This window comes from Caballeronia udeis (assembly GCF_001544555.2).
GTDB lineage: Bacteria > Pseudomonadota > Gammaproteobacteria > Burkholderiales > Burkholderiaceae > Caballeronia > Caballeronia udeis.
This window is the reverse complement of the sequence record NZ_FCOK02000071.1, coordinates 1-24,740: the sequence shown is the minus strand read 5'-3', so window position 1 is coordinate 24,740 and position 24,740 is coordinate 1. Positions and strand designations below refer to the sequence as shown.

Annotated in this window: 23 protein-coding genes; 12 read left to right on the top strand and 11 right to left on the bottom strand. The window is 60.6% G+C overall.

The genetic code is table 11. From position 1 onward, the window contains the following. The first annotated feature begins 162 nt into the window (after window positions 1–162). Complete coding sequence (locus tag AWB69_RS34845; RefSeq protein ID WP_197500385.1) at window positions 163–903, top strand: DNA alkylation repair protein; 741 nt, start codon at window positions 163–165, stop codon at window positions 901–903. 75 nt (window positions 904–978) lie between these two features. On the opposite strand, the gene AWB69_RS34840 is transcribed toward AWB69_RS34845, so the two are convergent. The 7 genes from AWB69_RS34840 to AWB69_RS34810 all read right to left on the bottom strand — a co-directional run bounded on the left by AWB69_RS34840 (window position 979) and on the right by AWB69_RS34810 (window position 8,532). Then, the gene (locus AWB69_RS34840; RefSeq protein ID WP_062091343.1) at window positions 979–1,770 is read right to left on the bottom strand and encodes a phytanoyl-CoA dioxygenase family protein; all 792 of its coding nucleotides are present in this window, start codon (window positions 1,768–1,770) and stop codon (window positions 979–981) included. Window positions 1,771–1,890: 120 nt separating this feature from the next. Beyond that, entirely contained in the window at window positions 1,891–2,718 is an 828-nt protein-coding gene (locus AWB69_RS34835; RefSeq protein ID WP_062091342.1) for an ABC transporter permease, read from the bottom strand. Window positions 2,719–2,730: 12 nt separating this feature from the next. After that, window positions 2,731–3,999, bottom strand: a complete 1,269-nt coding sequence (locus AWB69_RS34830; RefSeq protein WP_407923073.1) for an ABC transporter permease — start codon at window positions 3,997–3,999, stop codon at window positions 2,731–2,733. A 14-nt stretch (window positions 4,000–4,013) separates the two neighbouring features. Further along, window positions 4,014–5,078, bottom strand: a complete 1,065-nt coding sequence (locus tag AWB69_RS34825) for an ABC transporter substrate-binding protein (protein WP_062091341.1) — start codon at window positions 5,076–5,078, stop codon at window positions 4,014–4,016. A gap of 1 nt (window position 5,079) precedes the next feature. Beyond that, window positions 5,080–6,237, bottom strand: a complete 1,158-nt coding sequence (locus AWB69_RS34820; RefSeq protein WP_062091340.1) for an ABC transporter ATP-binding protein — start codon at window positions 6,235–6,237, stop codon at window positions 5,080–5,082. Window positions 6,238–6,264: 27 nt separating this feature from the next. Beyond that, window positions 6,265–7,443, bottom strand: a complete 1,179-nt coding sequence (locus AWB69_RS34815) for an SRPBCC family protein (protein ID WP_082913721.1) — start codon at window positions 7,441–7,443, stop codon at window positions 6,265–6,267. A gap of 165 nt (window positions 7,444–7,608) precedes the next feature. Next, complete coding sequence (locus tag AWB69_RS34810; RefSeq protein WP_062091339.1) at window positions 7,609–8,532, bottom strand: LysR family transcriptional regulator; 924 nt, start codon at window positions 8,530–8,532, stop codon at window positions 7,609–7,611. A gap of 157 nt (window positions 8,533–8,689) precedes the next feature. Between AWB69_RS34810 and AWB69_RS34805 the strand changes: the two genes are divergently transcribed. The 6 genes from AWB69_RS34805 to AWB69_RS34780 all read left to right on the top strand — a co-directional run bounded on the left by AWB69_RS34805 (window position 8,690) and on the right by AWB69_RS34780 (window position 14,078). After that, the gene (locus AWB69_RS34805) at window positions 8,690–9,247 is read left to right on the top strand and encodes a flavin reductase family protein (protein ID WP_063977973.1); all 558 of its coding nucleotides are present in this window, start codon (window positions 8,690–8,692) and stop codon (window positions 9,245–9,247) included. A gap of 50 nt (window positions 9,248–9,297) precedes the next feature. Continuing rightward, window positions 9,298–10,782, top strand: coding sequence for a 4-hydroxyphenylacetate 3-hydroxylase family protein (locus tag AWB69_RS34800; RefSeq protein ID WP_062091337.1), 1,485 nt, complete (start codon window positions 9,298–9,300; stop codon window positions 10,780–10,782). A gap of 7 nt (window positions 10,783–10,789) precedes the next feature. Then, on the top strand, window positions 10,790–11,203 hold the full coding sequence (locus AWB69_RS34795) for a RidA family protein (RefSeq protein WP_062091336.1): 414 nt from the start codon (window positions 10,790–10,792) through the stop codon (window positions 11,201–11,203). Window positions 11,204–11,216: 13 nt separating this feature from the next. After that, window positions 11,217–11,888: a DUF1028 domain-containing protein gene (locus AWB69_RS34790; RefSeq protein WP_062091335.1), complete on the top strand. Its 672-nt coding sequence runs from the start codon at window positions 11,217–11,219 to the stop codon at window positions 11,886–11,888. Window positions 11,889–12,264: 376 nt separating this feature from the next. Continuing rightward, window positions 12,265–13,392, top strand: coding sequence for a VIT1/CCC1 transporter family protein (locus AWB69_RS34785; protein WP_062091334.1), 1,128 nt, complete (start codon window positions 12,265–12,267; stop codon window positions 13,390–13,392). Between the two features lie 65 nt (window positions 13,393–13,457). Then, the gene (locus AWB69_RS34780) at window positions 13,458–14,078 is read left to right on the top strand and encodes a hypothetical protein (RefSeq protein ID WP_062091333.1); all 621 of its coding nucleotides are present in this window, start codon (window positions 13,458–13,460) and stop codon (window positions 14,076–14,078) included. 38 nt (window positions 14,079–14,116) lie between these two features. Here the strand turns inward: AWB69_RS34780 and AWB69_RS34775 are convergent, their stop codons facing one another. Genes AWB69_RS34775 through hpnJ form a run of 3 tightly spaced genes read right to left on the bottom strand, consistent with a single transcriptional unit; the run spans window position 14,117 to window position 17,897 of the window. Further along, on the bottom strand, window positions 14,117–15,142 hold the full coding sequence (locus tag AWB69_RS34775; RefSeq protein ID WP_063977972.1) for a lysylphosphatidylglycerol synthase domain-containing protein: 1,026 nt from the start codon (window positions 15,140–15,142) through the stop codon (window positions 14,117–14,119). Window positions 15,143–15,174: 32 nt separating this feature from the next. After that, the gene (gene hpnI / locus AWB69_RS34770; RefSeq protein WP_231937327.1) at window positions 15,175–16,479 is read right to left on the bottom strand and encodes a bacteriohopanetetrol glucosamine biosynthesis glycosyltransferase HpnI; all 1,305 of its coding nucleotides are present in this window, start codon (window positions 16,477–16,479) and stop codon (window positions 15,175–15,177) included. Further along, window positions 16,476–17,897: a hopanoid biosynthesis associated radical SAM protein HpnJ gene (gene hpnJ / locus AWB69_RS34765; protein ID WP_062091332.1), complete on the bottom strand. Its 1,422-nt coding sequence runs from the start codon at window positions 17,895–17,897 to the stop codon at window positions 16,476–16,478. The genes hpnI and hpnJ overlap by 4 nt, the downstream gene beginning before the upstream one ends. Window positions 17,898–18,311: 414 nt before the next feature. On the opposite strand from hpnJ, the gene AWB69_RS34760 reads away from it, so the two are divergent. From AWB69_RS34760 to AWB69_RS34745, 4 genes are all read left to right on the top strand, one after another. Further along, complete coding sequence (locus tag AWB69_RS34760) at window positions 18,312–18,986, top strand: response regulator transcription factor (protein ID WP_062091331.1); 675 nt, start codon at window positions 18,312–18,314, stop codon at window positions 18,984–18,986. Beyond that, window positions 18,950–20,275 (top strand): ATP-binding protein, encoded by a 1,326-nt coding sequence (locus AWB69_RS34755; protein ID WP_062091330.1) that lies wholly within the window; start codon window positions 18,950–18,952, stop codon window positions 20,273–20,275. Before AWB69_RS34760 ends, AWB69_RS34755 begins: the two co-directional genes overlap by 37 nt. Before the next feature lie 166 nt (window positions 20,276–20,441). Beyond that, entirely contained in the window at window positions 20,442–20,996 is a 555-nt protein-coding gene (locus AWB69_RS34750) for a cytochrome b (RefSeq protein ID WP_062091329.1), read from the top strand. A 329-nt stretch (window positions 20,997–21,325) separates the two neighbouring features. Further along, a complete protein-coding gene (locus AWB69_RS34745) occupies window positions 21,326–22,891 on the top strand; it encodes an alkaline phosphatase family protein (protein ID WP_231937331.1) in 1,566 nt (521 codons plus the stop codon). Window positions 22,892–23,038: 147 nt separating this feature from the next. Here AWB69_RS34745 and AWB69_RS34740 read toward each other — a convergent pair whose 3' ends face one another. Next, window positions 23,039–23,635, bottom strand: a complete 597-nt coding sequence (locus AWB69_RS34740; RefSeq protein WP_062091328.1) for an undecaprenyl-diphosphatase — start codon at window positions 23,633–23,635, stop codon at window positions 23,039–23,041. A 284-nt stretch (window positions 23,636–23,919) separates the two neighbouring features. Between AWB69_RS34740 and AWB69_RS34735 the strand changes: the two genes are divergently transcribed. After that, a complete protein-coding gene (locus tag AWB69_RS34735; protein WP_062091327.1) occupies window positions 23,920–24,579 on the top strand; it encodes a winged helix-turn-helix domain-containing protein in 660 nt (219 codons plus the stop codon). Window positions 24,580–24,740: the final 161 nt, after the last annotated feature.

Sequence of the window (24,740 nt, the reverse complement as noted above, 5' to 3'; positions counted from 1 at the left end):
GCACAAAATTTGACGGTTCCGCATAGCTGCGCCCATCTTGGGATCCACCTGAGATTTCCGAAGGCCGCCCTGCGTTCTATCGATTTCTCTCTTGCGCGGTCATTGATATTGACGCCTCATGTCGCCACTTGGCGTGGACTCGCTGAACGGGAGGAGGTGGATTTGGCAATCGCTTTGCAGAGAATGGAAGAGTTGAACAGTGGGGACAGTGAAAGTCGGACGCTTGCGGAGATTGTTGCCGTCGACTTCAACAGGCTGATGGCCAATCTCAATCTGCTGGATGCGGCTGGAATACGAGCGTTGCCGCAGCTGGGGGATATTGGTATTTCCCAGCGCATGCGCGTGGCAGCCAGTCATTTGATCCGTTACGCCGACGAGTCGGCTGTAAGAGCACTGAGTCATCATCGAAGCGACACGGTGCGCGGCATAGCCGCTTTTGCGGTGGCGGAATTGGGCAGAGGGGCGGGAGTCTCAAACATCCTGTCGTCGATCGAGAGCTTTGCCAATGATCAACATTTCGGCGTGCGCGAGTGGGCCTGGATGGCGGTGAGAGACGAATTGGCTGCGTCTCTGGGCGAGGCAATTGAGGCGCTCGTCTCGTGGACCTCGTCACCGCAACCGTTCATTCGCCGTTTCGCGATAGAGGTATTGCGGCCTCGCGGCGTATGGGCCAAGCATATTGCTGTGCTACGGGCGCAACCGGAGCTCGGGATACCACTTCTCGATCCGCTGAACCGTGAGCGGGAAAAATACGTTCAGGACTCGGTCGCGAACTGGTTGAACGACGCAGCCAAAGACCAGCCCGCGTGGGTGCTTGCCGTATGCGAACGTTGGTTGAACGAATGCGACGGAGATTCGGCAACCCGGCGCATCTGCATGCGTGCCCGACGTTCACTAAAGTGAAATATCCGAACGGAGACTGGTGCCGCACTCTGCCGAACCCAGCCTAGGCAGCACCATCGCGTCCGTCAACCGACCCTAAACAATAAACGGAAACTCCGCCTCGGGCAGCGGATCGCCGGAAGCAAGCCGGCCGGCCAGTTCAGGATACGGCGGAGACGTCTCGCCGCCCCGGTCCACGTAGTGCGCGCCATCGCCGAGCCATCGGAACGAAACCACTCGCCGTGATTGCTGACCTCCTACGTTACCCGGCGCTCCATGCACCGTATGAAAGTCAAACGCTATGGCATCGCCGGGTTCCAGATCCCAGCCGAGGATCCGATAAGCATCGCGGTTCGCATCGATATCCGGCAATTCTTCCAGCCGATCCGACTTGTGGTCATACGCCACGCCGCTGAACTTGCGCGGCCGGAAGAGCTTCCCCCACTTGTGCGACCCGGCCACGAATTCAACGCACGTCTCACGAGGCACCGGATCGAGGGGAATCCACAGGCTGACCGCTTGCTCGGCGCTGACACAGTAGTAGGGCTCATCGTGATGCCAGGGCGTGAACTTGGCCGCACCCGCTTCCTTCACGAGCACATGTTCATGGAAGATGCGCGCCCGCTGCGAGCCCATCAAGGCCTGAGCCACCGACGCGGCCGGACTGTGCGTGACAAAATCCCTGAACGGTTCAATGCGCTGCCAGTTGCAGTAGTCGCCGAAAAAGCGCCCGGTCGTTTTCTCGGGCGTGTAGTTCCTGAACGAAGGTCCCGGATGAGTGGCGTTATATTCCACGCCTTCACGCAGGGGCTCGACCCAGTCCTTGAACACCCCGCGCAAGACGGCGGCGCCGTCAATCTCAAACGCTTCCCGTTCTTCTGCCAGCATGTTTATCTCCTTCAATGTTTAATCAAGCGGCACAACGCGTGGGGTCTTCTCCTCTCAACGCGATCGCCACTGGCGATGCAAGCGAGCCGATAAATACTATCGCGGGCTCTCTTGAAGTCTTCAGCTTCCCGGCAACGCCGCAGCCGCGCTGCGTCCGCGAAGCCAGTTGATGCTGGTGAACAGCGCCACCGCGAACAGGATCAGCATGGTGGCCACGGCGAGAATGGATGGATCGATCGAATCGCGAATGCCGCTCCACATCTGCCGCGGTACGGTCCGCTGATCCGGCCCGCCGATAAAAAGAATCACGATGACTTCATCGAACGAGGTAGCGAACGCAAACACGCTGCCTGTCGCCACGGCCGGAGCGATCAACGGCAGCGTTACCCGTCGAAACGCGATCCACGGCGTCGCCCCAAGTCCCGACGCCGCGCGAATCAGGCTCTGGTCAAACGAGAGCAGGGACGCCGTCACGGTGATCACCACGAACGGCGTGCCAAGCGCCGCATGCGCGAGCACCACGCCCACGTAGGAGTTGACGAGCCCGAGCGGCGCGAAGACCAGATAGAACCCGGCGGCAACGACCACGATCGGGATGATCATCGGCGAGATGAGCAGCGGCATGATGACCGCGCGAAACGGAAAGTTCGCCCGGCTCAGGCCCAGTGCCGCGAGCGTGCCGAGGCAGGTGGCAAGCACCGTGGATGCGGCGCCAATGCCGATGCTGTTGAGGAACGCGCGTTGCCAGTCGCTGCTGCCAAGCGCTTTCGCATACCAATGCAGCGAGAAGCCTTGCATCGGATAAGAAAAGTACGAGCCGGTGTTGAATGACAACGGCACGATGGCCAGGATAGGCGCAATCAGGAAGAACAGGATGAGCGCTGAATGCACGCGCAACCATTTCGACGCAATGCGTTCCGAGAGCACGAGATGGCGCTGGCTTTGCATGAGTCTTTCCCTTTAGCCGAAGCGCAGCCGGTCGATACCGACGAGCCGGTTGAACACGAAATAAAACACAGCCGTGAAGATCACCAGATACGCCGACAACGCGCCGGCAAGCCCCCAATTGAGTTGTTCGTTGGTCTGCGCCGCAATCAACTGGCTGATCATTTCGTCACCGGCGCCGCCCAGCAATGCAGGCGTGATGTAGTAGCCCAGCGCGAGCACGAATACGAGGAAGCAGCCTGCGCCGACACCGGGCAGGGTCTGCGGCACATAGATGCGGACGAACGCCGTGACCGGATGCGCGCCCAGCGATTGCGCCGCGCGCATGTACATCGGCGACACGCTTTTCATGACCGAATAGATGGCGAGGATCATGTAGGGCAGCAGGATATGCGTCATGCCGATCAGCACGCCGGTTCGATTGAACAGGAGCGGCAAGGGATGGCTGACGAGACCCATCCCCATGAGCAGGCTGTTGATGACCCCGCCTGGTTGCAACAGCACGTACCACGCGGTCGTGCGCACGAGCAGCGAGGTCCAGAACGGCACGATCACCAGCAGCATCAGGCGATTGCTTTTGTCCGCCGGCAGGGTGGCGAGCAAATACGCGACCGGGTAGCCCAGCACGAGGCACAGCAAGGTGACCGATGCACTGATCCATACGGTGCGCGCAAACGCGTTGACGAACACAGAACTGTCAGCGGGCAGGGCGGTGACGCGACCGTCAGGCGTGACGGTCGCGTCGACTGCGGCTAACAGATAGTCGGGCGTAGGCGACACGGCAGAGCGCTTCAGGATGCGCCAGATGTCATGCGTGCCCCAGCGCGGATCAAGTTCGATCAGTGCCGGCTTCCAGGCGGGTGGCGCCGTTTCGGGCAACTGGCGCGCGGTCCGCATCAGCAAGCTGCGAAACTCAGGCAGGTAGAAATTCAGCCGCCGCGCAACGGTTCCCAATTGCCCTTCCGCGGACGCACGGCGCATATCCGCTGCGAGGATGGCGAAGGTGTGCTCGTCGGGCAGACCTTCGCCATTCCATGCCTTGAGCGCCTGCGAAAGCGCCGGGAGGTTGACCGGCACCTCGCGATTCTCGACACTCCGTGACAGCAGGATCGCGATGGGTGCAATAAAGGTGGCGAGCAGGAACAACAGCAGCGGCAGCGCAAGCAGGAGCGCCTGGGCCGAAGCCCGGCGGCGGGTTCTCGCGTACGCCGCACGGCCGTCGGCCCCGGAGCCGGAACCGGTGGATGCATCAGCCGGCTCCCGCAGATTGCTGGTCACTGTCACGGTCACGAGTCGCCTTACTGTGTCAGCCAGACCTGGAAGCGCTTGTTGATCTGATCGGCGTTATCCGCCCAGAAGCTCGCGTTGATCTGCAGTGCATGCTTGAAGTTGGCGGGGGCCGTCGGCAGGTCGTTCAGGCGGTCCTTCGCAATCAGCGGAATGGCATCCTTGCGCGGCGGCGCATAAGCAATGTACTTCGTCAGGTCTGCGTAGCTTTTTGCGCTCGATGCCGAAACGATGAACTTCGCCGCGGCGTCGCCGTTCTTCGCGCCCATTGGAATGCCCCACCATTCGAAGTCATAGACCTGGCCGTCCCACACGGATTCGAACGGCTTGTGGTCCTTGTGCACGGCGTCGTCAATGCGGCCGTTATAGGCCTGCGTCATGACCACCGCGCCGTCGGAGAGCAATTGCGGCGGCTGCGCGCCGGCTTCCCACCAGACAATGCTCGGCTTGATCGTGTCGAGCTTCTTGAACGCGCGGTCGACGCCCGCGGGTGTGCCGAGCACCTTGTATACGTCGGCGGGTTTCACGCCGTCGGCGAGCAATGCCCATTCGAGCGTCACCTTAGGCGATTTGCGCAAGCCGCGTTTTCCGGGGTATTTCTTCAGGTCGAAGAAGTCGTTGATCGTGGTCGGCGGGGTCTTGAGCTTGGTCGTGTCGTAGGCGTACACGGTGGACCACACCATGGCGGCTACCGCGCAATCCATGATCGAGCCGGGGATGAAGTCGCTGGTGTTGCCCAGCGACTTGCGGTCGATCTTGCGCAGCAGGCCTTCGTCGCAACCGGTGATGGCGTCATTGGATTCGAGGTCGATAAGATCCCATGTCGGGTTCTTGGCCTGTTCCATCGCGGACAGCTTGGCGAGGCCGCCATCGTACGATTCAGTCGAGAAGCCGATGCCGGTGGCAGCCGTGAACGGTTCGAAGAACGCTTTTTTCGCTGCGGCTTCATAAGCGCCGCCGAAGGTCACGACCGAGATGGTATCGGCTGCATGCGCGGTGGCGGCGAACAGGCTTGCCGCTGCGAGAGTGAGTCCGGCGATGCCCGTCAGACCGGTTCGAACGAGTGTTGCTTTCATGTCAGTGGACTCCTGCGGTGAAGGACGGAGCAGGGCCGCGGGTAACAGTAACGGCCGTTGCGAGGATCTTGCAGTCGTCGTGGCGCCATGCCACGGCGGTTGCACTGCCGAGTGACGGAAGATCGTGGTGCTGCGTATTCGGGACTTTGACAATGAGGTTGTCGCCATGGCCAAGCTCCCCGAGTTTCAAGTGAACGCGGTGGTGATCGCCGCAATACACGAGTTCTTCCACGCGCGCGCTCACCACATTGGTGTCCACGGCGTTCTGCGCGGCGTCAACGGACGCTATGTGCGCGCGCTCAGGGCGCAACGCGAGCATTGCTTCCTCGCCGTTCCTGAGACCCCGCCCGCAGCGGCCGCGAATGATCGCGCCGCCCGGCAGTTCCAGCGTCGCCCAGCTTGTGTCCTGTCCGAGCACCCGGCCCGTCAAGCCGTTGTTCTCGCCAACAAAATTCGCCACGAACGCGTTGTACGCGTTTTCATAAAGTTCGGTGGGGGTTGCCGCCTGCTGGATGCGTCCGTCGGAGAACACGGCTACGCGATCGGACATGGTCAGCGCCTCCGCCTGGTCGTGCGTCACATAAACCACCGTCAATCCCAGCTCGCGATGCAGCCGCATGATTTCGTATTGCATGGTTTCGCGCAGACGTTTGTCGAGCGCACCCAGCGGTTCATCCATCAGCACCACGCTTGGCTCGAACACGAGCGCGCGGGCGAGAGCGACACGCTGTTGCTGTCCGCCTGACAACTGCGACGGCCGGCGGGAAGCCAGTTGCGGCAACTCGACCATCTCCAGCGCCCGCTTCACGCGCGCCTTTTGTTCCGCTTTGCTGACGCCTCTTACCGACAACGGAAACGCAACGTTCTGTTCGATCGTCAGGTGAGGAAAAAGCGCGTAGTTCTGGAACACCATGCCGATGTCGCGCTGATGCGGCGGTTTATCGTCAAGGCGTTTCCCGTTCAGGCAGATCTCGCCCTGCGTCGCCGATTCAAACCCCGCGAGCATCATCAGCGTGGTTGTCTTGCCTGAACCGGACGGTCCGAGCAGCGAGACGAACTCGCCTTTCGCCACCTCGAGATCGAGCCCTTCCACGACGTAATGAACGCCGTCATACGTCTTGCTCACACCCGCGAAGGAGATGAAGGAGTGGGTTGACATCGTGTCGTGCTCTAGTGAGTGAGTTTGTCAGGCAAGCTGCTGTGCGAGGTAATGCGCGAAGTCGTAGTTCGGTCGTTCGAGATGACTGAGATGGCCGGGTTTTGCCAGCGGCGCCTGCACCCCGCGGAACACGGCCTGCACACCACGCCGGTCTTCCTCGTTGACCGCATCGAGCAACTCCTTGAGCGACGCCATGTATTGCGTAGCCAACGGATCCGCGATGAACTCAGGCGCCAGCCCGCCGCCGAAGCGGATATGGACGCGGCTTATGCCGAGCGGTTGCAGCACGAGGTACCAGAAGTAACCCGGCGTCAGCGTAACCAGATGAGTCGGGTAGATCGCGAGCAGCGCGGTTGTCTTGCGCCAGTGCCCTTGAAGACGCTGGTTATCCGGATGCGCCTGGCCGATGGGCAGCGACGCTTCCTTGGTGATCCAGTGGTAATTGAACGCATCGCTGCCGGGTGGGCATTCCATCTCGTCCAGACGCGAATGCGGCCCGACGGTTGCCCGATGCAGCATGGGCAGGTGGTAACTCTCCATGAAGTTTTCGGCCAGGATTTTCCAGTTCGTATTCCAGACGTGCTCTTCGTAGAATGTTTCCTTGTAATCAGTCATGCCGTAGTCGGCGATCAGATCCGTGAGGGCGGCAAGCTGCTCCGCCACCGGCTGTGCTTCCGGGTCGAGCGTGACATAGATCCAGCCTTGCCAGGCTTCGCATCGCACCGTGGGTAATCGGTAGTTTTCCTTACAAAATCCGCTTTGGCGCTCCATCATGGGGGCGCCGTGGAGCTGGCCGTCGAGCGTGTAGTTCCATGCGTGGTACGGACAGACGATGCGGCGGGTGTTGCCGCGCCCTTCGAGCAACACCGACATCCTGTGAAGGCACACGTTGGAAAATGCCTTCAATGCCAGATGCTCGTCACGCAACACGACAATCGGCTGACCGTCTATTTCCGCTGTGAGATAGTCGCCCGCTTCAGCGAGCGCACTCGCGCGGCCAACGCACAGCCACTCGCGCCGGAAGATGCGTTCCTGTTCCAGCGCCAGGAAATCAGGCGAGGTGTAGACGGCAGGCGGCATCGAGCGTGCGTCGCTGAACGGGCGTTCGCAGTTGGCCTGCAACTGACGGACGATGTCCAGGCCAGCGCCGGATGCTGTCGACGCTGTTATCGACGCCGCCGCCGAGGATGCCGTTGAAGAACCCATCGCGCCTCCTTGTCCCATTCATCGCCATTCATTGACGGTGGCAACCCTCTCAAGCCTGGCTACTGGTTGCTCGCCGCATGGACATCAATCTATCAAGTCAAATTACCAGCCAAAATATTGTTTTTGCATGTAGAACCAAGCTTTTTCCTATCTAGCAGGATTGCTTCAACGGCCGTGCTGGCGCTTGATTTCCGCCTCGCAGAACGCGGCGAAATGCTGGACGACCTGCCGGGGCTTCATGCTGCTGGACTGCGCGATGCCCAGGGTAGTCGCGTTCACTTCATCCTTGAACTGCTTGATCACGAAATCCTCGCCGTCCACGGTGCGGTTTGATTTGAGCGGAAAGTTGAGGATGCTGTAGCCCAGGCCGTTCGCCACCATGCCGCGTACGACTTCGGGCTGCGACGACTTGAACGCGGGGATCGGCCGCGCGCCGACCGCGTCGAAGAGTCCGGCGAAGTATTCGCGGCTGTGCGGCAGGTCGAGCATCACGTAAGGCTCGTCGCGCAGGTCGGCCAAGGCGACGCTGCGCGCGCGGGCAAGCCTGTGGGTCTTGGGCAAAATCACATAGGGCGGCAGCGAGAGCAGCGGCGTGAAGGCGATGTCATCAGTCAGGTCGAGGTTGTAAGTGAGCGCCATATCCAGCGAACCGTCGTGCAGGCCCCGCAGCAAATCCTCCTGATGCGCCTCGAGCGTACGGAACGCAATGCCCGCATGGTCGGCGAGAAAGCGGCTCATCATGGCGGGCATAAGCGGCGGCGCAAGCGAGACAAGGCAGCCGAGCGTGATGGCGCCGGACATGCCGCCGTCCATTTCCTTGGCGGCCGTCTGCAGGTCCTCCGCGTTCTTCAGCAGGTCGCGTGCGCGCCCCAGCATGTCCCGGCCCGCCTGCGTCAGGGATAACCCGCTCGCATGATGGCGGATAAAAAGCTGCACCCCGAACGACACCTCCAGGTCCGCCAGCGCCGTGGAAATGGACGGCTGCGAGATATGCAGCAGCTTGGCCGCGGCGGTGAACGACAAGACTTCCGCGGTGACGACGAAGTACCTCAACTGTCGCAGCGAATAACGCAATTGCGCAGGTTCCATGGTTCACCCCCGTGGCGTTTCCAGCGCTTATTGTGCGTGGACATAAATCGGCTTGCATAGGCAAAAGCGATGATTTGCATTTTTGAAATATGTTTTTCGGATGCGTCGCCCGAGCGTAGATTTTGCGAAAGGCTAGTGCAAACGCGAGGGGGACGACATGCAACGAGACAGCGGTTTATTGGAATCTGCAGCGGAAGGTAGAGGCAAGGCAGTCACTGAAGAAGATACCTTGCGCGCTGCGTTCCTGGATTCCATGGCGTCGAACTCCACCTCGGTTCACGTGGTGACGACCGGCGCCGGCGACCAGCGCTTCGGCGTCACGGTCAGCGCCTGCAGTTCAGTGTGCGCGGACCCGCCCACGTTGCTGGTCTGCATCAACACACGCAGCCCGGCGAATGCGGCACTGGCAGCAAACGAGGTGTTCGCGGTGAACCTGCTGAACGTGGCGCAGCGCGGTATAGCGGATACGTTCGCCGGACGCTCGGCAACGGCCAAACCCTTTGACTTTTCCTGCTGCACGCATACGGCCGGCACGCTGGGCGTACCGCTTATCGACGGTGCGGTGGCGGCGCTTGAATGCCGGGTGGTCGCGCAGCAGGTTATTGGCACGCATACGGTGTTTTTCGGCGAAGTGGCGGCCATCAAGCGCGCGCCGGTGACGCATATGCCCTTGCTCTATTGCAAGCGCGATTACGGTCAGTTCCTGGCATTTTGAACGATCCTGTTTTAGACGCACGACATTCCCAACGGACCGAGGCACAGTAAATGATCAGAACCGGCGAGCAGTATCGCGATTCCATTCGTGACGGACGGCAAGTCTGGATCAACGGCGAACGCGTGAACGACGTGACCACGCACCCCATGTTCAAGCCTATCGTCGACATCCGTGCGCGTATCTACGACATGGCGCACGAGAAAGCGACGCAGGGCGTGATGAGTTATGTCGATGAAACCACGGGCGAGCGCAACGCTATCGGCCTGAAGCTGCCGTACACGCAGCAGGATTGGCACGACAAGCGGCTGGCGGTGGATACCGTGCTGGATGATGTTGGCGGCATTGCCACGCGGGTGGGTGATGAAACCATCGGCGAGATGTGGTCGCTGTACGACGGCAAGGATGTGCTCAACGAAGTGGACCCGCGTTTTGCGGAGAACATCGAGCGCCACATTCATCGCACGCTGCATGAAGACCTGTTCCACGTGTCCGCCAACACGGACCCGAAGGGCGATCGCTCGAAGCCACCCCAGGAGCAGGACCCGGACATGCTGTTGCATGTGGTCAAAGAGACCGACGCCGGCATTGTGGTGCGTGGCGCCAAGTATGAAACGGCTGCCGCGTATGCGAACCAGGCGTTCGTCAAGCCGACTATTGCCAACTGGGGCGACGCGAAGCTCTCCGACTACGCGGTGGGTTTCATCGTCAACATGTCCGCGCCGGGGCTCAAGTTCATCTGCCGCACGGGCTTCGCGGGCCGCGCGAATCCGGAGGACTATCCGCTCTCCAACCGCTGCGATGAGATCGACACGCTGCTGATCTTCGACAACGTCCTGATCCCGTGGGAAGACGTGTTGTTCTATCAGCACACGAAAGCGGCTACGTTTATTCGCGCCACCCTGCATCGCTATAGCGCGTTCGCATTCGTTCAGCGCAACCTGCGACTGGCCGACCTGATGATTGGCGCCGCGCTGTTCAATGCGCGTCAGACGGGGCTCGAAAAGCAGCAGGCCGTGCAGGAAAAGCTGTCGACCCTCGCGGTGTACAGGGAGACGATCAACGCCCATTTGACGGCGTCCATTGCCTGCGGCGAGCGTAGTCCCGCGGGGTTGATGATGCCCAACCAGTCGCTGCTTTATACCGGCCGCGTGCAGGCGTGTTCGCGGCTTCACGAGATGATGCATCTTGCCCGCGAGTTGTGCGGCGGCCAGATTTGCGTGACGCCGGATGCTGCATCATTTGCGAATCCCGAGATCAGCGACTGGCTCGACAAGTACTATACCGTCAATGAAAACTGGGTCTCCGACGACCGGCGCAAGTTGCTTGCCTTCGCCCGCGACCTGCTGAATTCCGACTACGCCGGACATCGGCTGACGTTCCAGTTGTTTGCCCAGTCGCCGCCGTTCGCGCATCTGGGCGCCGTGTTCCGCAACTTCGATTTCGACAGTACGCTTGGTTACGTGAAGAAGGCTGCGAACCTGTCGGACCGTGTTGGTCAATCCAGCGCAGAGCCGCGGCTCAAGCGCGTTGTGTGAGGTGTCCATGAGCCATACCCGCATCCGCAAATTCAATACTCGCGAAACCTACCCCGAGCAGAAACTGGATAATGACTTGTGCCAGGCGGTGGTCGCGAACGGCACGGTGTACTTGCGCGGCCAGATTGGCCAGGACCTGGATACGCGCGAATCGGTAGGCGTAGGCAATGTCGCCGCCCAGACCGAAAAGGCCATGGCGAACATTGCCATGCTGCTGGACGAAGCCGGCAGCAAGCTCGAGGATATCTGCAAGATCACGGTCTATCTCGTCGATGTCCGCTATCGCGAGGCAGTCTATACGGTGGTGGGCAAGTGGTTGAAGGGCGTGTACCCCGTCTCCACCGGGCTCGTGATTTCAGCACTCGCACGGCCCGAGTGGCTGGTTGAGATCGATGTGATCGCCGTCATTCCAAACAGCTGAACGGAGCCTTCTCATGACCTTTTCACTGGCTGGCCGATGCGAGCGCACAGGCATGGTCGGCGGTATCGTGTGCAGTTCGAGCATTGCAGTCCCCAGCCGTTGCTTGTGGGCCAGTCCGCATGGCGTGGTGCTGAGCCAGAACGTGACCGACCCGCGCCTTGGCGTGCTTGGCCTGCAATTGCTGGCGCAGGGATTCGGCGCGCAGAGCACCCTGCGGCAGTTGCAGGACGCACGGCCCTACGCCGAGTGGCGACAGCTTGCGGTACTGGACGCCGATGGTTCGCGAGAAGCGGTGACCGGCGCGAGAGGGCTTGGCGTTATTGCAACGAAGGCGGGGCGCGACTGCATCGCGGCGGGCAATCTGCTTGCCCACGATGGCATCCCGGCCGCCATGGCCGCCGCCTTCGAAGCCTCTCATGCCAGTTCGCTGGCCGAGCGCTTGATCCTTGCGCTGGAAGCGGGCGCGGCGGCAGGCGGTGAGGCGGGACCGGTGCATTCAGCGGGATTTTGCGTTTACGGACGGGACGTCTGGCCGCTTGCGGAATTGCGGGTGGACTGGTCAGATGAACCCATCGCCGACTTGCGTGCGCTCTGGCAGCGCTACGAACCGCAGATGAACGACTATGCGACGCGTGCAAAACGTCCCGGGCAGGCGCCGTCGTATAGCGTACCCGGAGACCTCTAGCTCATTACGTTTGCCTTGCCGCTTGATCGGGCTAAGCACTAGCCCGCATTAACCTGCATTAACCCGACCCTCGCTCCCAAGCGATTCCGTGTGACATCCGCGTTAAGCGATGTCCCGCGCGATCGCCTTCTCTCAACGTCCATCGTCTCCTTCTTTCAGCGCTAGCGCTGACCCTGCGCATTGTCCGCGCACTGAAAGGCGTGACTAATTCTTGTCTAAGGATGGCGGCATAGCCTTTAGCCAAGCCAGTCGAACGTCGTACAAACCATTGCTATTCGCAGTTACTCGCACGTTAAGGGTCTTTAACCAGTTGGTACGCTTGATCCGTTAGGATTTACTGAGAAATTTTCCGTAATCCAGCGAGGAGAGCAATCCTTTGGCATCCAGGACAGAGTTAAAGAGGTTCAGGTCGAACCTGGCCGACGAACTCGACAGCGCGGCGCTTTACGAAACGCTGGCAAGCGTCGAGAAGGATGGTTCGAAGAAGGCCATCTATGCGGAACTCGCCGCGTCCGAGTTCGAGCATGCGCAGGTGTGGCGGGAGAAACTTCGGGCGAACGGCGTCAAGGTCCGGGCGCATCAGTACAGCACCAAGACCCGGGTCATGCGGGCGCTCGTGCGACTCTTCGGACCGGATTTTGTGTTGCGCACCGTCGCTGCCGCAGAATACGCGGACAGGGACAAATACGCGGGGCAGCCGGACGCTGCGCAGATGGCCGAAGAAGAGCATCGGCACGCGGACATGGTGCAAAGCGTGGCCAATCACAAGCGCCCCGAGCGGTCGAAGGGCGCCGAGATTGCCGAAGCGGAATCGTGGCACAAGGGCGTCTCGTCCGGCAATGATCTGCGGGCCGCGGTCCTTGGGGCGAACGACGGGCTGGTATCGAATTTTTGTCTGATCATGGGGGTGGCAGGCGCGGGGACCAACAACAAGACGATCCTGCTGACGGCCTTCGCCGGTCTGATCGCGGGTGCATGTTCCATGGCGCTGGGCGAGTGGCTTTCGGTGACCAACGCGCGGGAGCTCGCACGCACCCAGATCGCGAAGGAAGCGGACGAGCTTGAACACACGCCTGACGCTGAGCGGCACGAACTCGCGCTCATCTATCAGGCAAAGGGTCTGGATGGCGATGAAGCCCGGCGGGTTGCCGCGCAGATCATGCGAGACAAGGACAAGGCGCTCGACACGCTCACGCGGGAAGAACTCGGCCTTGATCCTGCGGAGTTGGGCGGGAATCCGTGGTCGGCTGCCGGCGTGTCGTTTTGTCTGTTTTCGATGGGCGCGATTTTTCCGGCTATGCCTTTCTTGTGGAGCAGCGGGCTAGCGGCAATCGCCCAGTGCGTGGCGCTAAGCGCGCTGGCGCTCGCTGCGATCGGGGTGTTCACGTCGCTTTTCAATGGACGTAGCGCGGCGTTTTCGGCGATGAGGCAAATCGTTATCGGGTGTATCGCAGCGAGCTTCACGTTCTGTGTGGGGCACCTGCTGGGCGTGTCAATATCCTGAGGGTTGCATGGGTTCGAATGCAGTAAGCGGCTGGTTGGACCACGGGGTTTTCGCGGAGCAACGTGATGAGCGTTAAAGCGGCGAAGGTGAGCCTGATGCCGGCTGCCGGCATCACGGCCTTTGCGCTTGTAGCGGGTTTTTACGCGTACGGAACGTCGACGGGCACGGTCGCTTCCCTCTACAGCACACTGGGGAAGGTCGTCGGCGTTGGCGTGGGTCTTGCGTTACCGGCTCTGCAGGCAATCCGAGCGAGACGTGCGATGCACATGCTCAGGCTCGAGCGCTTGCGTGAGACGGTCACTGTAGTCAACATCAGCCGCGGACTCGCCGACCAGGCGAACGCCGCGCTGTGCAACGGTGCGTGCGACAACAGCTACTTTCAGCAGACCTACAACCACTCCCGGATCGAACACGCATGCCGGCTTGTCGACCAGATCGAGCCGGTTTCATCGACACGACACGCCAACGATGCTGTTGTGGACACCCGGCGTGACCTGCGCACGTTTTTCTCGCTTCTCCATAGTGCGGCGTCCGATTTCCGGGACTGTCAGGCGGTGCCGGAGCGGGTGATCGGGAGTCTGCGAGCGTCGTACGGCAAGGTGGCGCACGACATCGATTGCCTCGAAACCGAGTGCCGGCGGCTGCAGGAAAAAATCGACTTCTGGCACGTTGCGCGCAAGGCTTGAACGCTGATGTTCAACACGCGCAGCGGGAGGGAAAACGCCTAACGGTCCGCATATTGGTGTTCAACGCCGCGTCCTGGACTATCGACGCCGGACGATCCCAGCTTGCGCGCCACCGCAAGCTGCCATGCGAACAATCCGGGAACGAAGACGAGCAGGTCGCGCAAACGTCTTGCACCCGCGAGTGCGAGACTCACGGACGGATCGAGACCCAACGCGCCTCCGATCAGCACAAAGCCGCCTTCCTGAATGCCCAGTGCACCGGGCACGAAAAACGCGGCGCTGCTGAGTGCCTGAATCAGCGATTCGAGCACGACAGCTTCGGCGAAACTGATCGGCGAACCTAGAAAGTAGAGCGCCAGCCAGATCTCGAGAGACGTGGCGAGGCATTGCAACGGCTGCCAGATAAACAGATAACGCAGGACGACCCCGTGTCTTCTCCAGATCCGCCTGATCGACTGGTCGATGCGTAGCGACGAACCGGCTAGTGCTGCAATCTGGCCGCTGGTCAACCGATTGAACAAGCGGGTCATTCTTTCGAACAGGTTCACGTGCTGGATCAGTGCAAAGCCCGCCAGGAGCGGTGCGAGCAGGCCCAGTCCCCAGAGCACGTCCACGGCAAGCTGGCGTTCGCCGGGTGTGGCGTGGCCCATCAGGAATGCGATGCCGACCAGCGTGAACACGAGCTGGCTGATCAGCGTGAGCTGCATGTCGACGACCAGGCTCGCTGCGGCAGTAGATGCCCGCAAACCGGCGCGGGTCAGGAGCCGGAACGAAACGATCTCGCCACCGACCCGTGCAACCGGAAGCAGGCTGTTGACGGACTCGCGAATCCACACCAGCCGCAGCATGGCCAGCAGACGCGGCCGGCTGGGTCCGATAATGAGCGTTTGCCAGTCCCGGGCATTGGCCAGCATTGGCAGCACATGGACGGCGGCGGCCAGGACAAGGCCGGGACCCGCGGTGCGCAACAGCGCGAACACCGAGCGTGGATCTTCGCGCCACACCAGCGCCAGCGCCACGATCAGTCCAAGTGCCGCGACGACACGGCCGAGATATTTAGTCATGCGATTCAAATCAAGGAATTAAGCTGCAACGATCACTTTTCCCCAAGCGGATAGAGCAGGCCATCGCGGCCGACTTTGAACTGGAAACCTCGCCAGAGTACGCGCGTCGAGAAAAAGCTGCTGACGAAAATGGCGAAGCAGACGAGATCCCAGATTGGCAATAGCCATAGATCTCCCGAGGCCTGGCCAAGCGCGTGGTCCAGTTGCAGTTTCAGCGCGAGCCGTGTGAACAATGCAGCTAGCGTGAGCGGCCAGGTCCACGTGGCGGCGCCGGATAATGCAATCGCGAACAACGCGAACACAAGCGGATGCGTGAGCGCCGAGCCGAGGTGACCGGCCGGGTCGATTGTCCGGATAGTACGACTCCAGCGCAGTTCATGGGAGATCAGTTGCGCTGCACTGGTTTCAACGCAAGCATGCGTCACGATGATGGGCGGAACAACGACCTTTTCTCCCAGTTGCCGTACTGCTTCACCAATTGCATGGTCCTCGGCAAGATGGTGAGTGAACTGTGAGAAGCCGCCAATCTTTTCAAGCGTTGCCCGGCGCAACGCAATGGTCTGCCCGAAACAGGGGCGCGCAAGCCGAAGCGCCATGCCGACGACCACGCTGGGAAGAAACTGGTAGTTGCTCGCCTTGGCGGACAGTCGGGGCCAGAAACCGGCATCCGGCAATCCGCGATAAAGACAGGTGACCAGGCCGACTCCCGGCTTTTGCAATTCGCCGACAATACCGCGCAGGTAGTCGGGACTGACCCCCACGTCGCTGTCGGCGAACACCAGGATGTCATGCCGCGCGTTGGGCAGCATATTGAGGATATTGCTCATCTTGCGGTTCGGGCCATACAGCCGGGAATCGACCACGATCGCAATCTCAGCCTGAGGATGCAACTGCCGCAAGCGCTCTACTACGTCCAGCGCGGGGTCCGTCTTGTCGTGAACACCGAACAGGTACTGCACGAGCCCGGGATAATCCTGCTTGCAAAATCCCGACAGGTTTTCGAGCAGCGCCTGCTCGTTCCCATGCAAGGGCTTGATGATCGTCACACCCGGAAAGGAACTGGGCTCCGCGCAAGTGCGCGCGAGAAAGCGCCTCGTCAACGCTGCGGCAGCCAGCATGTACACGATCCCGAAGACTGCGCTCGCGCCGCACACATAGGCTGCCCAGTGCAACGTTGCGCGCGCCACAGGCGGGCTGACTGCATAGATAGCGAAGGCGACCAGCAGGCTGGCGCCTGCCAGCCACGCGGATCGCACATAGAGCCTTCGAAGCCGTCTGCGTTTCGCATGTGACACGTCGGGAAACTGACCGGGCATGTCGGGCACGTCCGGGGTCATGCCTCGTGAGCCCGGAGAAACTTGAAGAACTCCACGCCTTCGCGCAAGCGCCGCTTCATCATCTCCCAGCTCATCAGCATCTCGCGGACGATTTCCCAGATCTTCGACGGCCTGAAATAGAAGCGCTTATAGAACTCTTCGAGGCCGTGATAAATCTCCTCGCGCGACAGATGCGGGTAGCCGATCGCCGAAAGCTGGACGCCCTTTGAACTGACGAGGTTGATGACCTTGTTTTCCTGCAGCCAGCCGTTGTCGACCGCCTGCTTGTAAAGCGTGGTGCCCGGATAGGGCGCGGCAAGCGACACCTGGATGGTGTGCGGGTTGATGTCCTTCGCGTATTCAATGGTCTTCTGGATCGTTTCGCGGGTTTCGCCCGGAAGGCCAAGGATGAACGTGCCGTGGATCTTGATGTCGAGCTTGCGGCAATCTTCACTGAAGCGCCGCGCGATATCGGTGCGCAGGCCTTTCTTGATGTTGAGCAGGATCTGGTCGTCGCCCGACTCGTAGCCGACCAGCAACAAACGCAGGCCGTTCTCCTTCATGATCTTGAGCGTGGCGTAAGGCACATTCGCTTTCGCATTGCAGGACCACGTGACACCAAGCTTGCCGAGTCCGCGGGCAATCTCTTCCACGCGCGGCTTGAAGTCGGTGAAGGTGTCGTCGTCGAACATGATCTCCTTCACTTCGGGCATGTTGTCCCTGATCCACTTCACTTCTTCGAGCACGTTTTCAACCGAACGCGTGCGGTACCGATGCCCCCCGACCGTCTGCGGCCAGAGACAGAAGGTGCACTTCGACCGGCAGCCGCGCCCGGTGTAGATCGATACATACGGATGTTTCAGGTAGCCAATGAAATAGTTCTCGATCTTCAGGTCGCGCTTGTAGATGGGTGCAACAAACGGCAGCTCGTCCATGTTCTCGAGAATCGGCCGGGCCTCGTTGTGCATGATCCCGCCGTCCGGCTGGCGGTAGCTCAAGCCTGGAATCGAGGCAAGCGGCAGGCCCTGCGCAATGTCCCTGCAGGTGAAGTCGAATTCCTCGCGGCACACGAAATCGATCGCCTCGCTGGCCACGAGCGAATCGTGCGGGTCGACGGCGACCTTTGCGCCCACCATGCCGACGAGGACTGCAGGATTACGTTGCTTCAAGTGTTCGGCGAATAGCGTGTCGGTCGGAAACGAGGGTGTACTCGTATGAATCACGACGAGATCGTATTGCTGTGCGATGTCAAGCGACGCTTCCACCGAGAGGCCATCGGCAGGTGCATCGAGCAAACGGCTTCCTTCAATCAGGGCGGCCGGCTGCGCGAGCCATGTCGGGTACCAGAACGAACGGACTTCGCGCTTGGCCTGATATCGCGAGCCCGCTCCGCCGTCAAAACCGTCATAGGAGGGGGCCTGCAGGAACAGTGTTTTCATGGGTACTCCGGGATGGCGCGATGTGGGTAAATACAGGGACCGATTGGACGGAACGAACGTTACCGCCGTGTGATGAAGGGCTTGATCATGTCGAATAGAGCGGAGATTCCGCGGCCGGCATATTGAACATGGGTCTTGAGAGAAGGAACTGTCTTTCAAATACAAATGAAAGTTAGCCGATAGCCTTTAGTTATTTCTATCGGGGCGCGCTCCTGACGAAGGGCGCACAGAGCTGGCACGCGCTGCGAACATGTCGAAGGCGTGACAGACAGGGAAAATATTGACCGTGGATCTGTAAAAAATGTCGAGGTGATGACCATCAAAGTAAAATAGACCGGCATACTTAGCCGATAGTTAGGCAACCCTAACAGTTTGTAATGTTGTTGCCAATCTTGTTCAACGGAAGACATTCGAATGCGCATCCTGGTGGTAGAGGACGACGAGCTGATCGGTACCGCGATTGCTCGTGCACTGCGCGACGCGGCTTATGTCGCGGACTGGGTCATGGACGCACCCTCGGCAATGGGCGCCTTGCTCGGCCATGAGCATGACGCCGTGCTGCTCGACCTGAACCTTCCTCAAGGAGACGGCCTGAGCATCCTGCGTGACCTTCGAAAGCGGGACGCGGATACGCCGGTCCTCATCATGACCGCGCGCGACGGCGTGGATGACCGCATAGAAGGGCTGGACAGCGGGGCGGACGATTACCTGGTCAAGCCATTCAACCTGAACGAAATGCTGGCGCGGCTCCGCGCCGCAACACGCAAGCTCGGTCACCATCCTGACGCCACGCTTTCAAGCGGCAAGCTGTCGCTTGATCCCCGCACGCTGGTCGCGGTGTATAACAATGTCGAGTGCCGTTTGTCGGGCCGCGAGTTCGCGGTGCTGAGGGCGCTGCTCTCGCGCCCCGGCATCATCCTGTCGAGGAGCGAGCTGGAGGACCGGGTCTACGGCTGGAACGAGCAGGTCGACAGCAACGCCGTCGAATACCTGATCCATACAATTCGAAAGAAGATCGGGCATAGCGCGATCCGCAATATACGAGGTGTGGGATGGATGGTCGACAGGGACGAAAGCCACGCTCGCTGACAAGACAGCTCACGTGGTCGATCATCGGCATCATTGTGGTGTTCGCATTGATGGGGGGCGCGCTGTCATTCGCTGGCGGGTACCGCGAGGCGAGCCGGCTGCAGGACAACCATCTGTATGACATCGGGGTTTTGATCAACAGCGGCAAGCTGATGCTCACGGCCCCCACCGTGACGTGGCCCGATGCGCATGGCAACGGTATGTCGATGATCATTTCACGCGTGAGTCCGGGGGCGCCCGGTACGCCGATTGACGTGCCTCTGCCGCGAATTGAAACGCTTGCTGACGGGTTCCAGAACGTCGACTTCGAGGGCAGGCGCTGGCGGGTCAACGTGCAGACGCTGCAAGGCGGCGACCGCCTCCTGGTAGCGGAGCGCGCGACCATGCGGGACGAGATCGCTCATGACGGCTCGCTGCGAACCCTGTTGCCCATGCTTGCGCTGACGCCGCTTCTGCTGATTGTCATCGCGCTGATTACTCGCGGTGCGCTAGCGCCTGTACGGCGCCTTGCCGCAATCGTGGATGAACAGGACGAGGTCACGCTCGGCGCGTTGTCGGAGGTGGGAATCCCGAAGGAGTTGCTGCCTTTCATCCGCTCGATCAATCGCCTGATCGACAGGCTCAAGGACGCCATGGCGCAGCAGCGGCGGTTTATCGCCGACGCCGCGCACGAACTGCGCTCACCGCTGGCCGCCCTGACGTTGCAGGCTGAAAGTCTGACGGCGGCTACCGATCCGGAGGACGCGCGCGGTCGGCTGACGGCCTTGCAGGCCGCCGTGCATCGCACCGCCAGGCTGGTCGAGCAACTGCTGGCGCTGGCTCGTTCACAACATCTGGCCGCGCCAGTCCGTTCGCAAGTCTCGCTTCACAAGCTCGCTGCGGACGCGATCCAGGATGCAGTCAACGTAGCCAATGCGAAAAACGTGGATCTTGGACTCAAGCAGGTGGACGACATCCAGGTCGATATCGATGCATCGGCTGTCACCATTGCACTGCGCAACCTGGTCGACAATGCGGTGAGGTATGTGCCCGCAGGCGGCAAGGTCGACGTTGCTCTGGTGAACCGCGAAGGTTATCTCGTTTGCAGCGTCAAGGACTCGGGACGGGGTGTGCCCGATGACCAGCTTGTCCGCGTGACCGAGCGGTTTTATCGCGTGCCGGGAACCGCGTCCAGCGGAAGCGGGCTTGGGCTTTCGATCGTTTCCGAGATCGCTCGCCGTAACGGCGGCCGCCTGGAATTGCAGAACGCCAGCGATGGTTTTCATGCGACTTATTATCATTTGCTTTAGCGCTCGATTCTTGCCTTCCTCGCGTTCGCAGCGCTGGGGAGGCAAGAGTCGGGTGCCGCCTAAGTCTGTGCTAAGGCGTTTGTTCTATTAACCTCTGGCCGGTCACGACGCAAGTCAATCACGTGAACGGCCACCTACCCGTCAACTTTCTCCTGGCGCTCTATCAATGCAAACAAGCCAACCTCCTGCCTTCAGCGCGCCCGCCAAGCTCTTCCACTGGCTTACCGTACTGTTGCTAGCCGCGCAGTACGCGATCGGATGGCTGATGCCCGATGTCCATCATGACACGCAGCCTGTTGGTTTGATCGGGTTGCATGTGTCTTTGGGCGCGACGATCGTGTTGCTGGTACTGGTGCGGCTCGCCTGGCGTTTCAGTCACAAGCCACCCGCGGAATCGAGCGTCTTGCCGGCGTCGATGCGACTGGCCGCGAGGCTCACCCACGGGTTGCTTTACCTGTTGCTGATCGCGCTGCCGTTGATGGGATGGGCGAACGCTTCGGCAAGAGGCTGGGCCGTGTCGCTGTTCCATGTCGTGCCGCTGCCCGCACTCGCCGCCACGGGCTCGGCGTTCGGGCATACGCTTGGCGACGTCCACAAACTCACCGCGTGGGTCCTGCTGGTTCTCATTGGACTGCACGTGGCTGCTGCGTTGTTCCACCAGTTCGTCATTCGTGACGGCACCCTCGGCAGGATGTTGCCCGGCGCGCGGAAGATACGCTGAGAACGGCTGACGTTCCTGTTTTCATCGCTCTGCTGACCTTGGGCCCCGGGAGGTCAGGCAGCATCACGCTCGCCGAAATCAGAGTGCGCTCTCCCGCGGCCGGGTGGTCCATCTGCATGAGCGGTGAAGGTAATCGAAATAATTCGGTAATAGCGATGACTCGTTGCTCACCCAGACTAATGAGAAGTACGCCGGTTGAATCGGCATACATGCTGCTCATTAAAATGATTCGATAGTCTGGAGATACGGGAATGGAAATTCGATTTCGCCTTGCAGGGGTTACCAGTTTGCTGGGCGCGGCCATGGTGGCTGGCTGCGGCACCAGCAACATGCTTGCCGGCACGCCTGCAAACGGGATTGCCAATGCCGGGCACGTGCTGCTGGTCAGCATCGACGGCCTGCATGAGCAGGACCTTGCGTACTGCGTGGCAGCGAAGACCTGCCCCAACATTGCATTGCTCGCCCAAACCGGCGTGACGTATTCGAATGCGTACACGCCGGGATTGTCCGATTCGTTCCCGGGGCTGGCGGCGATCCTGACTGGCGGCTCGCCGAAGACAGCGGGCTTGTTCTACGATGTCTCGTATGACCGCACGCTCTACGCGCCGGGCGATACGCAATGCACCGGTCCCCAGGGCTGGAACGTCGCATTCGATCAAACCACCGGTATTGACGCGATCAACGGCGGCGCGCTGACCCATCTCGACGGCGGCGGTGCGTTCAACCCGCAGGCCATTCCGAACGCAAAGATCAATGGCGTCTGCACGCCGGGCTATCCCCATAACTACCTGAAGACCAACACCGTTTTCGAAGTGGTGAAGCAACAGCTTGCGAACTCGCGCACCGCGTGGGCCGACAAACATGCCTGGGGCTACGACTGGGTGAACGGACCGTCCGGCAAGGGCGTGGACGACCTCACGCGCACCGAGATCAACTCGGTGGACCCGGCCACGAAAACCGACTACACCGACGTCTACACGCACACGGAAAAATTTGACAACCTTCATGTGCAGGCCATCATCAACCAGATCGACGGCAAGGATTCGAGTGGTGCGAACAGCGCCAGTGTGCCGACACTGTTCGGGGCCAATTTCCAGACCTTGAGCGTGGCGCAAAAGGAACCGAATGCGAGCGGAGGCGGTTACACGGACGCGCGGTTCACACCCGGCCCGCAGGTGGCTGCCGCGATCGCCTACACGGACGATGCGCTGGGAAAGATCGTGGCTGAACTGAAGGCGAAGAACCTGTACGCCTCGACGGTCATGATCGTTACGTCGAAGCATGGCCAGTCGCCAGCTGATCACACGAAACTGGTCAAGAATGGTGACACGCTGACGGCGTTGCTCGAAGCGAATAACTACCTCGACCGGCAAGGCAAGTTCGGACAGGCGGTGACCCGAAGCGGCAACATGAACGACGGCTCGGGCCTGGCCGGAACGGGCCTCGCGCAGACCGACGACCTTGGCCTCATCTGGTTGCGGGATCAGTCGCAGACGGGCGCTGTTGTCGCGTCCCTGCAGGCCAATCTTGGATGTACACCGAAGGGTATTTGCGCCAATGGCCCGCAAGCGTCGATCCTTTCAGGCGCGGCGCTCGCCGCGAAGTTCGGCGATCCCGCGCAGGGCCGCACGCCCGACATCATCGTGCAACCGAATCCGGGCGTGATCTATACGAAGAGCAAGAAGAAGGATGCGGAACACGGCGGCAATGCGCCTGACGACAGTCATCTGGGCCTGCTTGTGTCGTATCCCACGCTGCAGCCCGTCACCAACACCAGCACGGTCAGCATGACGCAGGTTGCGCCGACCATCCTGAAGTCACTGAACATCAATCCCGCACTATTGCAGTCGGTTGCGGCCGAAGGGACGCCGGTGCTGCCAGGCCTGGGCTTTTGATGGGGTGTGAAGGTGAAGGAAACGGCGCCCGGTACCGGCAGCTTGTGGGAGCGTGCGAGCCAGCCGCTTCCCGGCAACTCGTCCGGCAAGCTGGCGAGTCGTACCGGGAGAAGCGGGTTATCGCGGGTTACCGCGGGTTACCGCGGGTTATCGGGTCACCCAGCCGCGCCGGATCAGCGGTGCGAACAGCGGCCGGTAAGCGATCATCGAGGCGCGCACGACCGGAGGCGCGAACCAGCGTCCGGTAAGTGCGCATAGCCATGCACTGATTCCCGAGACCAGCGCCGCGCCCACGATATCGAAGGGAAAATGCACGCCGATATAGATCCGCGCCCATGCCATAGGCAGACCCAGAAGCGCGAGTACCCAGCCCGCGCGACGCGCTTCGGGGTGCATCATGAGGCCGAAGGCGACCGCCCAGCAGAACGTCAAATGGTCGCTCGGAAAGGATGAGTCCGCTCCGTGCACGATCAACGTATGCCCCAGGCCGATCATGAACGGCCGGGGATGCGGCCACATCACGCCGATTATCTGTGCCGCCAGCAAGGCAAGCAGTGCCGACGCGCTGGCTTCGACCAGCCGCTGCCGCAGTGTGTCGTTGCCGCGCAGCCAGCCAAGGACGAGCGTGGCGGGCACCAGCCAGATGGCGTATTCGCCGAACAGCATGGCCAATGCAACGACAGCCGGGTACGGTTGCGCCGATGCGTTGATCAGCAAGAAAAGAGTCTGGTTGAGTGCTTCCATAACCCGTCGATAGATTTGTGAACGACCGACGAGTTTATCGAAGAAGGCTTAGCTGATGCTTATGACTTTTCTGATAAAGCTGCAATTTTCTGTTGCAGAATATGAGTGACGGGGTGCAGTGAACCCGGCCTGAACCTTGGGTTCGCTGGTTGGATTATCGCTGTCCGGTTCATGTCGTAAACGTAATCTCGCAGTCACTTTGACGTTATCTGCTTAACGCAACAATGCTTTCAGTCGGATTGACTTGTCCCGGTTAAAGGGACGCTTCTGGAGAGTCAAGAAAGATGCGAGTATTGTTGATGGATGCGGGCGAGCTCGACACCGATGTGTCGGTGTCCTTGCGTCGTGAAGGTTACGTAGTCGACTGTGTGCAGGGAAGGGAAGCGGCTGGGCGAGCGTTCGGCTGCGCGCAGTACGATCTTTTTATTGTCGACGTCTGCCGTGACAGGCGCGAAGGCATTGTTGCGTTGACGCAGTATCGGAGGCTTGGCGGGGAAGCGCCGGTCATCCTTGTTACTGAAGCTGAGGCTATTGAAGACGCCTTGGTCGGGCTCGACGCGGGGGCTAACGACTATCTTTGCAAGCCGTTGGTCATGGGGCAATTGTCCATGCGGATACAGACGTGGCTGCGCCGGCATCGAATTGGCCGGAACCCTGTCTATACCCACGGTCTGCTTGAACTCGACCCGGCCGCTCGTAGTGCAAGCAAGGACGGTGTAGGCATACACCTCTCACCCCGCGAGTTCTCGCTGCTGCAAGCCTTGCTGGAAGAACCTGATCGGGTGTTTTCGCGGACGGAACTCGCGCAGAGGCTTTATAAGCGCGGTGAGGCGATTCGGAGCAAGGCGGTCGAAGTGCACGTGCATTACCTTCGTCAAAAACTGGGTAATGACGAGATCATCACGATTCGGGGTAACGGGTATCGACTCAAGATGCTGGCTTGAGAAGCCATTGGGAAATTGTTTTCGTTCGCGCCGGTGGACGGGTTTTGGTTGGGGTTGGCCGAGTGCGAACGAGAAGAGTCTCATGGGGGTGTCCCGGATTTTGTGTAAACGGGTTTTGGTTTAACCCGGCGACATCCGGTCTTCGAACTGGATAGCGAAGC